Annotated in this window: 11 protein-coding genes; 6 read left to right on the top strand and 5 right to left on the bottom strand. The window is 71.7% G+C overall.

All coding sequences use genetic code 11. The annotated features are described in order from the left end of the window. The first annotated feature begins 88 nt into the window (after positions 1-88). Positions 89-724: a ribosome hibernation-promoting factor, HPF/YfiA family gene (gene hpf, locus OG990_RS24470; protein WP_328423771.1), complete on the top strand. Its 636-nt coding sequence runs from the start codon at positions 89-91 to the stop codon at positions 722-724. Between the two features lie 73 nt (positions 725-797). Here the strand turns inward: hpf and OG990_RS24465 are convergent, their stop codons facing one another. Both OG990_RS24465 and OG990_RS24460 read right to left on the bottom strand, forming a co-directional pair. Next, positions 798-1,910 carry a GNAT family N-acetyltransferase gene (locus OG990_RS24465; protein WP_406077304.1) on the bottom strand — a complete coding sequence of 371 codons (1,113 nt, stop codon included), beginning with the start codon at positions 1,908-1,910 and terminating at the stop codon, positions 798-800. Further along, positions 1,907-3,058: a GNAT family N-acetyltransferase gene (locus OG990_RS24460; protein ID WP_386984965.1), complete on the bottom strand. Its 1,152-nt coding sequence runs from the start codon at positions 3,056-3,058 to the stop codon at positions 1,907-1,909. The genes OG990_RS24465 and OG990_RS24460 overlap by 4 nt, the downstream gene beginning before the upstream one ends. 168 nt (positions 3,059-3,226) lie before the next feature. On the opposite strand from OG990_RS24460, the gene secA reads away from it, so the two are divergent. Continuing rightward, complete coding sequence (gene secA / locus OG990_RS24455) at positions 3,227-6,148, top strand: preprotein translocase subunit SecA (protein ID WP_386984963.1); 2,922 nt, start codon at positions 3,227-3,229, stop codon at positions 6,146-6,148. Positions 6,149-6,498: 350 nt separating this feature from the next. On the opposite strand, the gene OG990_RS24450 is transcribed toward secA, so the two are convergent. Both OG990_RS24450 and OG990_RS24445 read right to left on the bottom strand, forming a co-directional pair. After that, entirely contained in the window at positions 6,499-7,089 is a 591-nt protein-coding gene (locus tag OG990_RS24450; protein ID WP_406077303.1) for an Rv3235 family protein, read from the bottom strand. Between the two features lie 101 nt (positions 7,090-7,190). Then, positions 7,191-7,418, bottom strand: coding sequence for a helix-turn-helix domain-containing protein (locus OG990_RS24445; RefSeq protein ID WP_328423779.1), 228 nt, complete (start codon positions 7,416-7,418; stop codon positions 7,191-7,193). Between the two features lie 214 nt (positions 7,419-7,632). On the opposite strand from OG990_RS24445, the gene OG990_RS24440 reads away from it, so the two are divergent. Continuing rightward, complete coding sequence (locus OG990_RS24440) at positions 7,633-8,142, top strand: DUF6912 family protein (protein WP_355606607.1); 510 nt, start codon at positions 7,633-7,635, stop codon at positions 8,140-8,142. Between the two features lie 13 nt (positions 8,143-8,155). Here OG990_RS24440 and OG990_RS24435 read toward each other — a convergent pair whose 3' ends face one another. Then, a complete protein-coding gene (locus tag OG990_RS24435) occupies positions 8,156-9,235 on the bottom strand; it encodes a hypothetical protein (protein ID WP_406077302.1) in 1,080 nt (359 codons plus the stop codon). Positions 9,236-9,574: 339 nt separating this feature from the next. Here OG990_RS24435 and pruA point away from each other — a divergent pair, with 339 nt between their 5' ends. The 3 genes from pruA (at position 9,575) to prfB (ending at position 13,092) form a co-directional block, all read left to right on the top strand. Further along, positions 9,575-11,203 (top strand): L-glutamate gamma-semialdehyde dehydrogenase, encoded by a 1,629-nt coding sequence (pruA, locus tag OG990_RS24430; RefSeq protein WP_406077301.1) that lies wholly within the window; start codon positions 9,575-9,577, stop codon positions 11,201-11,203. 187 nt (positions 11,204-11,390) lie between these two features. Further along, entirely contained in the window at positions 11,391-11,906 is a 516-nt protein-coding gene (locus tag OG990_RS24425) for a PadR family transcriptional regulator (RefSeq protein ID WP_328423787.1), read from the top strand. A gap of 64 nt (positions 11,907-11,970) precedes the next feature. Next, a complete protein-coding gene (gene prfB / locus OG990_RS24420) occupies positions 11,971-13,092 on the top strand; it encodes a peptide chain release factor 2 (protein ID WP_328423789.1) in 1,122 nt (373 codons plus the stop codon). Positions 13,093-13,101: the final 9 nt, after the last annotated feature.

The raw sequence follows: 13,101 nt of genomic DNA, 5'->3' as shown, positions 1-13,101 counted from the left end.
GCCGTACTGACCGGTCGACGCCAGCGGGGCTCCCCAGGGCGCGCGACCGGGTTACCGGATCGAAGACCGTCCGAACAAGGGAGGTCACGTGGACATCGTGGTCAAGGGCCGTAACGTCGAAGTGCCGGACCATTACCGGGTGCACGTAGCCGAGAAACTCGCAAAGGTCGAACGCTACGACCACAAACTTATTCGTGTCGATGTCGAGCTGTTCCACGAGCGCAATCCGCGCCAGGCCGACCACTGCCAGCGGGTGGAGATCACCTGCATTTCCCGGGGCCCGGTGATCCGGGCCGAGGCCTGCACGGATGACTTCTACAGCGCGCTCGACGCGGCCATCGCGAAGCTCGACACGCGGCTGCGCCGCGCGGCCGATCGTCGCCGCGTACACCGTGGTCGGCACGCGCCGATCTCCGTCGCCGCCGCCACCGCCGACCTGCCGGTCGCGGACCTGGTGGCTGCCCCGCTGAGCGCGAACGGTGACGGTGCCCGCTCCGGCACGGCCGTCGCCGAGCGGGTGGAGGAGGAGTACGACCAGCAGCCGTGGCACATCGCCCGGGAAAAGGTGCACCCGGCGGAACCGATGACCATCGACGACGCCCTGTTCGAGATGGAACTGGTCGGCCACGACTTCTACCTGTTCCAGGACAAGGAGTCCGGCCGCCCGAGCGTCGTCTACCGCCGCCACGCCTACGACTACGGCATCATCTCCCTCGCCACCTGACCGGGCCTGACCCGCGTCGATCATGGAGTTGTGGTGGGGCGGCCCCGACCGCCCACCACAACTCCATGATCTGTCAGCGGAGGTCGGCGGGTAGCAGGGCGAAGGTCAGGTCGTCGAGGCGGGCGCCGGCCAGGCCGGGGAGCCGGGCGCGCTGCAGGGCCTCGCGGTGGAAGCCGACCCGCTCCAGCACACGGTGCGAGGCGGTGTTCTCCGGCACGGTGCCGGCGGTCAGCCGGGCGATGGCGGCCGGCCCGAACGCCCAGCCGGCCAGCAGCCGGACCGCTCGGGTGGCGTACCCCCGGCCCCGCCAGGCGGGCAGCAACGCGTAGCCGATCGACCCCTCGCCGCTGGACACGTCGGTGTACGACAACCCGCAACTGCCCGCCGGCTCGCCGCTGGCCACGTCAGTGATCAGCAGCCGGGCGATGTCGCCGGTCAGCCACCCGCTCTCCGCGAGCCGGCAACGCCGCTCGATCGCGGACCGCTCCGGCGGCACGGGCGGCGCCTGGTTCGCCACCACCTCGGGCCGGCTGTGCAGCCGGTACATCAGCTCCGCGTCGTCCGGGGCGAGCCGGCGCAGGGCCACCACCTGATCGGTGAGCACCCCGCCCGGCAGGTCGGGCAGCAGCCGGGCGGCCGGGCCGGGCGGGTCGTCGGTGAGGCGTACCCAGGCCAGCAGGTCGTGCCGGACGCCGTCGCGGCGCGCGCCGGCCCAGCGGCGTACCCCCTCGTGGTGGAAGCCGGCAGCCAGCGCGACCCGCTGGCTCGGCCCGTTCTCCGGGTCGGTGAGCAGCTCCAGCCGGACCGTCCCGGTGTCGAACGCGTGCTCGCTCAGCGCGCGGGTGGCCGCGGCGGCCACCCCCCGCCCGCGCGCCGCCGGCCGCACCCAGTAGCCGACCTCGGCCTGACCTCGCGCGGGCACCGGGTTGCTCAGCCCGACCCCGCCGAGCAGCCGGTCGGTGGCCGGGTCGGCGACGGCGTACACCGCGCCGCCCCCGGTCCAGACCGCCGGTGCGCCGGCGTCGATCCACCAGCGGGCGTCGGTCTCCGTGTACGGGGCCGGCATGCCCGGAATGAACCGCTGGGTGAGCGGGTCCGCGCAGGCGGCGACGACGTCGGCGGTGTCGGCGGCCCGGAACGGGCGCAGCCGTACCCCGTGCGCCTCGACGACCTGCTGCAGGGTCACGTCAGGTCCTTGGGGAGCAGCGCGGCCACCCAGACGTCGACCCGCTCACCCCGGTGCTGCAGGCCGCCCCGGGCCGTCCCCTCGAACGCGAAGCCCGCCTTCTCGGCCACCCGGCGGGAGGCGGTGTTTCCCACGTGCGCCTTCCACTCGATCCGGGCCAGTCCCAGCGTGGTGAAGCCCCAGGCGCTCAGGGCGGCCAGCGCCGCCGGCATGTAGCCGCGGCCACGGGCCGCCGGGGCGGTCATGAAGCCCACGTCGGCGAGCAGCGGATCGGCGGGGGAGAGCCGCAGGTCGATCGAACCGGCGTACCGGTCATCCGGGTCGGCGATGACGAAGCAGGCTGCCTCCCCCCGCGCCCAGGCTTCTCGGCCGAAGTTCTCGTACCACTGCGCGTCGGAGCGCTCGTACGGGTCCGGCACGGTGGTCCAGCGGATGGTCTCCGGGTCCCGGCAGGTCTCCACCACGGCGTCCAGGTCCTGCTCCTCCATCGGACGCAGCCGCAGCTCGCCGGCCCCGGCGGTGGCGAACAGGGTGGGTTGCGGGCGGCCGAAGACGGCGGCCCGCAGGGCGGCCAGGGTGCCCGGACCGGCCGGCTCGGTCGACCCCGGCTCGGGCACCTCGCCGGGCAGCAGAGACCCGATCCAGCCGTCCGCGCTGCCCTTGAGCGCCGGGTCGGCCAGCCGCAGCCGGCCGTCGATCCGGAACCCGGCCCGGAGCGCGACCAGCCGGGAGGCGTGATTGCCCACCTCAGCCTGCCAGATCAGCCGGCGCAGCCCGAGCGTGTCGAAGGACCAGCGGGCCACCGCGCGGGCGGCCCGGACGGTCACCCCTCGGCCGCGCGCCCACGGGGCCGTCCAGTAGCCGATCTCGCCGGTGCCGGCATCGCTGATCGAGATCAGCCCGCAGGAACCCAACAGCTCGCCGGTGGTCGGGTCGCAGACCGCGAACGGTGCCCCGGTGCCCTCCGCCCAGGCCCGCCCACTCATTTCGGTGACGAACCCGTGCGCGTGTTCGGGTAGGTATGGGCGCGGTACGGTGGTCCAGCGCTGGATGTCGGGGTCCTGGCACGCGCGGTGCACCGCGTCGGCGTCGGCGTCCCGCCAGGGCCGCAACAGCAGGCCGTCCTCGATGATCTCCACAGGCTCCACCCGTGCATCGTGCCGGAACGTTCGCCGACGGCGTAACCGGATAACCTTCGGTACGCACCCGGTGCGCGAGTTATGTCGGGTTCGGCGGGGTGGACCGCCGCCACCAGTGACCATCGCGCCGATGGAGCGCCTACGATGGTTCGAGACTGTCTAGGGGAGCGTTGATCCGTGTCGATTCTGGAAAAGGTCCTTAACGCGGGCGAGGGCCGCATGGTGCGCCGGCTCAAGGCCATCGCCGCCGCCGTCAGCTCGATCGAGGACGACTACGTCAACCTCACCGACGAGGAACTGCGGGGCATGACCGAGCAGTTCCGCGAGCGGCTCGCCGACGGCGAGACCCTCGACGACCTGCTGCCGGAGGCGTTCGCGGTGTCCCGCGAGGCGGCCGCGCGGGTGCTCGGCCAGCGGCCGTACGACGTCCAGGTGATGGGCGGCGCGGCGCTGCACTTCGGCAACATCGCCGAGATGAAGACCGGTGAGGGTAAGACGCTGACCTCGGTCATGGCCGTCTACCTCAACGCGCTCTCCGGCGACGGCGTGCACGTGATCACGGTCAACGACTACCTCGCCCAGCGCGACGCGGCCTGGATGGGCCGGGTGCACGAGTTCCTCGGGCTGACCGTCGGCGTGGTGCTGCCCAACCGGCCGGCCACCGAGCACCGTGCCGCGTACGAGTGCGACATCACCTACGGCACCAACAACGAGTTCGGTTTCGACTACCTGCGCGACAACATGGCGTGGTCGAAGGACGAACTGGTGCAGCGCGGGCACAACTTCGCGGTGGTCGACGAGGTCGACTCGATCCTGATCGACGAGGCACGTACCCCGCTGATCATCTCCGGCCCGGCCGAGCACTCGGCCCGCTGGTACGGCGAGTTCGCCGGCGTGGTGGCCCGGCTCCAGCCCGGCACCGACGGTGAGGGCGACTACGAGGTCGACCACTCCAAGCGCACCATCGCGGTCACCGAGCGCGGTGTCGCCAAGGTAGAGGACCGGCTCGGCATCGACAACCTGTACGAGTCGGTGAACACTCCGCTGGTCGGCTACCTCAACAACGCCATCAAGGCCAAGGAGCTCTACAAGCGCGACAAGGACTACATCGTCAGCGACGGTGAGGTCCTGATCGTCGACGAGTTCACCGGTCGCATCCTGCACGGCCGCCGCTACAACGAGGGCATGCACCAGGCGATCGAGGCCAAGGAGGGGGTGGAGATCAAGCAGGAGAACCAGACCCTGGCCACCATCACCCTCCAGAACTACTTCCGCCTCTACAGCAAGCTGTCCGGGATGACCGGTACGGCGCAGACCGAGGCGAGCGAGTTCAACAAGGTCTACAAGGTCGGCGTCGTGACGATCCCGACGCACCGCCCGATGGTCCGCGAGGACCGGCCGGACGTCATCTACAAGACGGAGAAGGCCAAGTTCAACGCGGTTATCGAGGACATCGCCGAGCGGCACCAGATGGGTCAGCCGGTGCTGGTCGGCACCGTTTCGGTGGAAAACTCCGAGATCCTCTCCCAGCTGCTGCGCCGGCGGGGCATCCCGCACAACGTGCTGAACGCCAAGTTCCACGCGCGGGAGGCCGAGATCGTCGCCCAGGCCGGGCGTAAGGGCGCGGTCACCGTGGCCACCAACATGGCCGGCCGTGGCACCGACATCCTGCTCGGCGGCAACGCCGAGTTCCTCGCCGCGAACGACCTGCGCCAGCGCGGCCTCGACCCGCTGGAGAACGAGGACGAGTACGCCAAGGCGATGGAGGAGGTCCTGCCCACGTGGAAGCAGGCCTGCGACGCCGAGGCGGACGAGGTTTCCGCCGCTGGTGGCCTGTACGTGCTGGGCACCGAGCGGCACGAGTCGCGGCGGATCGACAACCAGCTGCGCGGTCGCGCCGGCCGGCAGGGTGACCCGGGCGAGTCCCGCTTCTACCTGTCGCTGCAGGACGAGCTGATGCGGCGCTTCCGGGCCGGCGCGGTCGAGGCGGTGATGGAGCGCTTCAACATCCCGGAGGACGTGCCCATCGAGTCGAAGATGGTCACCCGGCAGATCAAGAGCGCCCAGGCCCAGATCGAGGGCCAGAACGCCGAGATCCGTAAGAACGTGCTCAAGTACGACGAGGTGCTCAACAAGCAGCGCCAGGTCGTCTACGCCGAGCGGCTCCGGGTGCTCAACGGCGAGGACCTCTCTGAGCAGGTCCGCAACATGATCGACGACACCGTCGAGGCGTACGTGCGGGGTGCCACCTCCGAGGGGTACGGCGAGGACTGGGACCTTGAGCAGCTCTGGTCCAGCCTCAAGCAGCTCTACCCGGTCGGCGTGACGATCGAGGAGTTGGAGGAGGAGGCCGGCGGCTCCCGGGCCGGCATGGACGCCGACTTCCTGGTCGCCCGCCTCAAGGAGGACGCGAACGCCGCGTACGACCGCCGTGAGGAGCAGGTCGGCACCGAGGGGGTGCGCCAGCTCGAGCGGATGGTGCTGCTCCAGGTGATCGACCGCAAGTGGCGTGAGCACCTCTACGAGATGGACTACCTCCAGGAGGGCATCAACCTTCGGGCGTACGCCCAGCGCGACCCGGTGGTGGAGTACCAGCGCGAGGGCTTCGACATGTTCGCCACCATGATGGACGGCATCAAGGAGGAGACGGTCGGCTTCCTCTACAACGTCGATGTCCAGGTGACCGAGCCGGAGCCGGACGCGGAGGAGGTCACGCTGCTCGACAAGCCGGTGGAGATCCGAGCCAAGGGTCTCAACCGGGCGCCGCAGCGGCAGGGCCTGCAATACTCCGCCCCCACCATCGACGGTGAGGCCAGCCCCGGCGCGGTGGCCGTCGAGCAGGCCGAGCAGCAGGCTCCTGCGCTCGGTGTGGGTCGACCGGCCCCGGGTGCCCCGGCGTCGCCGGGGGCGAGCGCCCCGTCCGCCCCGCAGCGGCCGGCCTCCGGGCTGCGTGGCCCGGCGGTGCCGTCGGCCGCCTCCCGACGGCCGGCACCGAACCAGGCCGAGGCCAGCAACGGCCCGTCCCGCAACGCGCCGTGCCCGTGTGGCTCGGGCCGCAAGTACAAGCGGTGCCACGGCGCCCCCAACGGCGGCAACTGACCGATAGCAGCGCGACGGGCCCCGGCCGATCTGGCCGGGGCCCGTCCGTGTCCCCAGCACCGACGCCGGGGGCCTGCGCCGACCGGCCGGGCCCGCCGCGCGGCGCGGGGTGGTGATCGCCTGGTCGGGGTGATCGACTCCATGTCGGCGATGTCGCGTTGTCTTGGCGCCGGGATGCCCCAATGTCGGCGACATGGAGTCGATCAACACCTCAACCGGCCGCCGGGCCCCTTCCCCGGCCCTGGTCGGGGACGAGGTCCGGCTGCTCGCCGCCCCGGTGCAGGCCGGCTGGCTGGCGGCGCTGGAGGGGCGGCCCTGGTCGGGCGGTCCCGGCGGGGCGGTGGTCGCGCTCAGAGGATGTGCAGGGCGGTGCAGAGCCAGCGGCCTCGTCGGTGCTCCAGGCGGAGCGCCATCGCCCAGGTCCGACCACCGCCGCCGGTGACCACGGCGGCTGCCTCCACCGCGGACTCGCGGGGCTCGCAGAGCCGCAGCCGGAGCAGTCGGACCACCGGCCGCGCGGCGCGGCGGCGGGGTGAACCGGTTCGCCCGGACGCCCGGGCCAGCTCGGTCAGCAGCTCACCGGCCCGGCCCGGGTCGAGCAGGGGCCGCACCTGCGCCGGTGACCGGTAGCCGTTGACCACCTCCAGGCAGGTGCCGACGAAACGGTGCGCGGCCCGGGTCGCCTCGGGTGCGGTCGCCGGTGGCAGCGGTGCGCCCGGGTGGGTGGTGGGCCGGGTGGGCACCCGTCGGAGGGCGGCGCGACGGTCCGGCGGCCGAACCGGGTCCGGACGGGTCGAGGCGAACAGGTCGAGGGCGAGTTGGCCGTGGGTCGGCGCCGGCCAGTACGCCCCGTCGGCCTCGTCCGCGTACGGCGGGTCGATGGGCGGGACGGGGCGCAGCCGCACGGGTGGTCGGGACGGACCGGGTCGCGGCTCGCTCATCGTTGCCCCCTTTGATCTTGCGTTTGCCTTCGTTTGCCTCCGGCAGGCTCGATTCTGAGTGATGGAACGGCTGCGGTCAATGGCGCAGTGGAGGCAGAGGGCTACTCCGGGTCGCGCTCGACGAGCGGGTTGTCCTGGACCCAGTCGGCGGTCTCGGTGTACTTGCGCTCGATGTACTCCTCCAGCCGGGCACGCTCGACCCGCCACTGGCCTCGTCCACCGATCTTGATCGCCGGCAGTTCCCCGCTGCGCACCATGTGGTAGACCTGCGAGTCCGACACGTTCAGCTCGGCGGCGACGTCGGAGAGCAGCAGGAACCTCGGCTCCACAGAAACTCCCGGGGTTGATGTCGTTTGCCTTAGTTTGCCATTGACAGCCCCGGCGGCCCAGCACGCGGGGCCCGGCGGCGGACCGGCCATGGCGAGACACACCGGCGGGGAACTTCCACCGGCCGGAGGCGAGGTGTATGACGGTCACGGCGTGCGGCATGATCTGCGCCCGTGCCGGCTGCCGCCGGTGGAGGACTGAGCGGGGAGACGACCGGTGACCGACGAGCTTGTCCGGGTGTATGTGCCGGCGACCGTACCGATGCTGGCCCGGCTGCGGGAACAGGGGCTGACCGCCGACAGCGGGCACGCGGTGACCCCGGCGCTGCGCGAGTGGTACGCGGAGGGCGATGAGGAGGAGTTGGAGTACGTGGCGTTCACCCGCGCCGCCCAGGACGCGCTGCACCTGCTCCGGGCCGATTCGGCCGCGCCCCGCCGTCGGGTCGTCGTCTCGGTCGACCTGCCTCCGGCTGCGGTCGGCCGGGGTGATGGTGAGCTGGGTTCCAGCATGGTGACGTTGGCCGACGCCGTGCCGGTGGGCGCCGTCGCGGCGATCCACGTGGACGGCGCCGACGCTGTCGAGGAGGTCGCCGCCGCGGCCGACGTGGTGGCTGAGGCCGCCGCTGGCGACCCCGACGCCCAGTTCACGGTCGACGGCGCCGAGGACCACGAGTTGGAGTGGTACGACGTGACCGAGTTGGACCTGCTGTTGCGCGCTGCCGGCTGAGCCGGCCGCCCGGTCAGCGGGCTGGGTCGGCCTCGGCCTGGTCCGCGTCGACAGGGTCCGCGTCGGCTGGATCCGAGTCGAACGGGTCGGCCCGGTCCGGGGTGCTCGCCGCGACGGGTTCGTCGTCGTCGGAGTGGGCTGGGCTGAGCGTGCGGCCGAACGCGATGAGCGCGGTCAACGCCCCCACGAAGAGCACCCAGATGCCGTTGTCCACCCGCGAGGTGCCCAGCGAGGTCTGCGCCACCGCGTCCGCCTCGCTCAACGCGCTGGCCAGGTCGAGCAGTGACCGGCCACCGATCCGGATGATCACCTCGGCGAGCAGCAGGAGCAGCCCCGGCCCGGCGCCGGCGAGCAGGTAGGCCGGCCAGCGCAGCGTCGGCGTCTCGGGGTCGCGGCGGACGGCCCGTCGGCGTGCCCAGGTCAGGTAGCCGAAGGCGAGGAGCCCGGCCAGCAGCCCGGCGAGGAGCGATTCGGTGCGCGACACCCACTTCGCCGCGTCGACCAGCGACTCCTGGCTGTCGCCCGCGCCGTAGAGGTCGAACAGCGGGTCCCGGGCGGGGCTGAACGCGACCACGAAGACCAGCGTGCCCAGCGCGGCGGTGGCCACCGCACCGACCGCCGGGGCCGTCCGCGCACCGGCGATCGCGCCACCGATGATCGCCGCGGCCGCGGTGGTGCCGGCGATCACGTTGGTGGTCGACGTGTCGAAGTAGGTGAGGTTGATCGCCAGCGCGGCGGCCAGCCCGACCAGCATTCCCGCCCCGATCGCCCCGACGAAGCGCAGGGTGACCCAGTCGCCGTACCGGCGGGACAGCACGTTGCCGCAGGTCAGGGCGACGGCCGCCCCGGCCACCAGCGCAGCTGAGATCACGCCGGGCAGGGCGAACGCGGAGAGGCTGATCGCGGTGACCCCCGCCGCCGACGAGATGATCGCCTCCCTGGTCGACCAGAGCATGGCGGCCAACCAGCCCAGCGCCAGCAGCGCGAGCACCGCGGCACCGGGCGCGGGCACCGGCCTGCCGCTGGGGGTGGCCGTGTCGACCGCCGGCTCGTCCGACTCCGCGGCCGGGACGCGGCCGGGCTGCTTGGTCATCGTCTCCCCTTCGAGGCGGCAGGTCACCGACCACTCAGGGTACGCGGGTCCGCTGGGCGCCCCCGCCGCCCGGGACTGGCCGCGACCGGTACGGCCCGGCCCGGCTCCCCCGGGACGGGTGCCCGGCGTCCGCCCGCGACGCATCGGTAAGGGGAGGAGGGGTGGGGCGGTCCTTGATGGGAGGGTGGTGGTGCAGGTGAGGCGGGCACCCCCGCATGGAACAATCGCGGGAGGTCCCGCCGCTGCTCGGCCCTGCCGCGTGGCGTCCGGTGTCCGGCCGTCCGGTCGGTGCCCGCGGGTCCGGTTTCGCCACTGCTGTCGAGATCGCCAGGAGCCTTGATGGACGCCGTGTTCTCCGTACCCGAGCCGCGCAACGAGCCGGTTCGCAACTACGAGCCGGGCAGCCCCGACCGGGAGCGGCTCCAGCGGCGGCTGAGCCAGCTCGCCGCCGAGCGCATCGACCTGCCGATGACCATCGGCGGCGAGCAGCGGATGGCCGCCGGTGATTCGATCAACGTGGTGCAGCCGCACCAGCACGCGCACGTGCTGGGCGTGACCGCGCACGCCACCCACGACGACGCCCGTGCCGCGATCAAGGCGGCCAAGGATGCCGCTCCGATGTGGCGGGCGCTGCCGTTCGAGGAGCGCGCCGCGATCTTCCTGCGCGCCGCCGAGCTGCTCGCCGGTCCATGGCGGGACACCCTCAACGGCGCCACCATGCTCGGCCAGTCGAAGACCGCGATCCAGGCGGAGATCGACGCGGCCTGCGAGTTCATCGACTTCCTCCGGTTCAACGTGCACTTCGCCCGGCGCCTGCTGGAGGAGCAGCCGAGCTCCTCGCCCGGCGTCTGGAACCGCTTCGACCACCGCCCGCTGGAGGGCTTCGTCTACGCGGTGACCCCGTTCAACTTCACCGCCATCGCCGGCAACCTGCCCTCGGCGCCGGCCCTGCTGGGCAACACGGTGATCTGGAAGCCGGGCCCGACGCAGCAGTTCGCCGCGCACTTCACCATGCGGCTGTTCGAGGCCGCCGGCCTGCCGCCCGGCGTGATCAACATGGTGACCGGCCGGGGCGAGGAGGTCTCCGACGTCGTGCTCGCCGACCCGGACCTGGCCGGCATCCACTTCACCGGCTCGACCAAGGTCTTCCAGCAGCTCTGGCGGACCGTCGGCGACAACATCGCCCGCTACCGGGGCTACCCGCGGCTGGTCGGCGAGACCGGTGGCAAGGACTTCGTGGTCGCGCACACCAGCGCCGACGTGGACGCCCTGCACACCGCGCTGATCCGTGGCGCCTACGAGTACCAGGGCCAGAAGTGCTCGGCGGCCTCCCGGGCGTACGTGCCGCGCTCGCTCTGGGAGGGTGGGCTGCGGGACCGGCTGGCCGCCACCACCGACTCGCTGACCTACGGCGACGTGGCCGACTTCAGCAACTTCGGCGGCGCGGTGATCGACGACAAGGCGTTCGCCCGGCACACCGCCGCGCTGGAGCTGATCGCCGGCGACGACACCTGCCGGGTGCTGGCCGGCGGCACCGCCGACGACTCGGTCGGGTACTTCGTCCGGCCGACGCTCTTCGAGTGCAGCGACGCCGCCCACGAGACCTTCACCACCGAGTACTTCGGGCCGATCCTGGGCGTGCACGTGTTCGACGACGCCCGCTTCGACGAGGTGGTCGCGCAGGCCGAGTCGATCGCGCCCTACGCGCTGACCGGGTCGGTGTTCGCCACCGACCGCCGGGTGATCGACGCGGTCGGCGAGCGGATGCGGTACGCGGCCGGCAACTTCTACATCAACGACAAGCCGACCGGCGCGGTGGTCGGGCAGCAGCCCTTCGGCGGCGCCCGGGCCAGCGGCACCAACGACAAGGCGGGTTCCTGGCTCAACCTGGTCCGCTGGGTGTCGCCGCGGACGATCAAGGAGACCTTCGTGCCGCCGACCGACCACACGTACCCGCACATGGGCTGACCGGCGCCGACCGCCGGCGGCGCGCGTGCGCTGCCGGCGGTGGTCCGGCCGGGGTTCACCCCATCGCCGTACCCATCGATGGTCCTCAACGGACAGTCTGTCGCCGACAGTGCACATAGGAAGTCCTGTCGGGTGGCAAACCGTCAAATCCTGGACGCCGCGAGCGCAAAGTGGCAGCGTAGTGGGCATGGCGGATTCCGGAGTCAACCCTACGGCGGCGGCCCTTCTCGGCCTGCTCCATGAGGGCCCGATGACAGGCGGTCAGTTGATGGCCGCCGCTGAGCGCCGGCTGGCGCCGTACTGGTCGATGACCCGCAGCCAGGTCTACCGCGAGTTGCCGGTGCTGGCCGAGCGGGGGTTCGTGCGGCTCGGCAAGCCGGGGCCGCGGATGAGCCAGCCGTACTCGCTCACCGCTGCCGGGAAACGGACATTTTCCCGCTGGCTGACGGAGAACCCGGGGCGGGACACCATCCGCAACCCGATCGCGCTCCGGATGGCGTTCGGCGAGCTGCACTCCGCCAGCCAGCTGAAGGGGCTGTACGCCTCCGCCAACGAGTACCACACCGAGGCCCTGGCGCAGGTCCGGGAACAGGTGAAAAACGCCAAACGGGACGGGGAGACGTACGACGCCAGCGCGCTGGAGTTCGCCGTCGCCTACCACCGGGCGGCCCTGTCGTGGCTGAAGTCCGCCCCCGTCGGGTGACCTCCGGCGGGTTCGCCCATAGGGAACGAGCTGCTTCGCTCGCGGCACAGTACGCTTGTCTGTCGTGACCGCTGCCGATTACGCCGAACAGCTCAAGGAACTCGACGCGACCCTGCGAAACATCGAGGCCGTCCTCAACCTTGACCGTCTGCACGAGGACAAGGCCCGGCTTGAGCAGGAGGCGTCCGCCCCCGATCTGTGGGACGACCAGGCCAAGGCTCAGCAGGTGACCTCGCAGCTGTCGTACGTCAACGGCGAGATCAGCAAGCTGGGCAGCCTGCGTTCGCAGCTCGACGATGCCCAGGTGCTGCTGGAGCTGGCCGAGGCCGAATCCGACCCGGGCGTGCTCACCGAGGTCGAAGCGGAGATCACCGGGCTGACCAAGGCCATCCAGGAGATGGAGGTCCGCACCCTGCTCTCCGGCGAGTACGACTCCCGGGAGGCGCTGGTCGCCATCCGGGCCGGCGCCGGTGGCGTGGATGCGGCGGACTTCGCCGAGATGCTCCTGCGGATGTACCTGCGCTGGGCGGAGCGGCACGGCTACCCGACCGAGGTCTACGAGACCTCGTACGCCGAGGAGGCGGGCCTGAAGTCGGCCACCTTCGCGGTCAAGGTGCCCTACGCGTACGGCACGCTCAGTGTCGAGTCGGGCACCCACCGGTTGGTCCGGATCAGCCCGTTCGACAACCAGGGCCGCCGGCAGACCAGCTTCGCCGGCGTCGAGGTGTTGCCGGTCACCGAGCAGACCGACCACATCGACATCCCCGAGAACGAGATGCGGGTCGACGTCTACCGCTCTTCCGGGCCGGGCGGGCAGAGCGTCAACACCACCGACTCGGCGGTGCGGCTCACCCACATTCCGACCGGCATCGTGGTGACCTGCCAGAACGAGAAGTCCCAGCTGCAGAACAAGGCCTCCGCGATGCGGGTTCTCCAGGCCCGGCTGTTGGAGCGTAAGCGCCAGGAGGAGCAGGCCAAGCTGGAGGGGCTCAAGGAGAACGCCGCCGGCTCGTGGGGGGACCAGATGCGGTCCTACGTCCTGCACCCTTATCAGATGGTGAAGGATCTCCGAACCGAGCAGGAGACCGGCAATCCGAGCTCGGTCTTCGACGGCGAGTTGGACAGTTTCATCGAAGCCGGCATCCGCTGGCGCAAGCAGCGCCAACTCGCCGGCGACGGTGCGTGACGACACGCA

It is taken from the genome of Micromonospora sp. NBC_00858, from assembly GCF_045207365.1.
Classification (GTDB): domain Bacteria; phylum Actinomycetota; class Actinomycetes; order Mycobacteriales; family Micromonosporaceae; genus Micromonospora.
The sequence above is the reverse complement of the archived record's forward strand: the minus strand, read 5'-3'. Positions and strand labels throughout refer to the sequence as shown.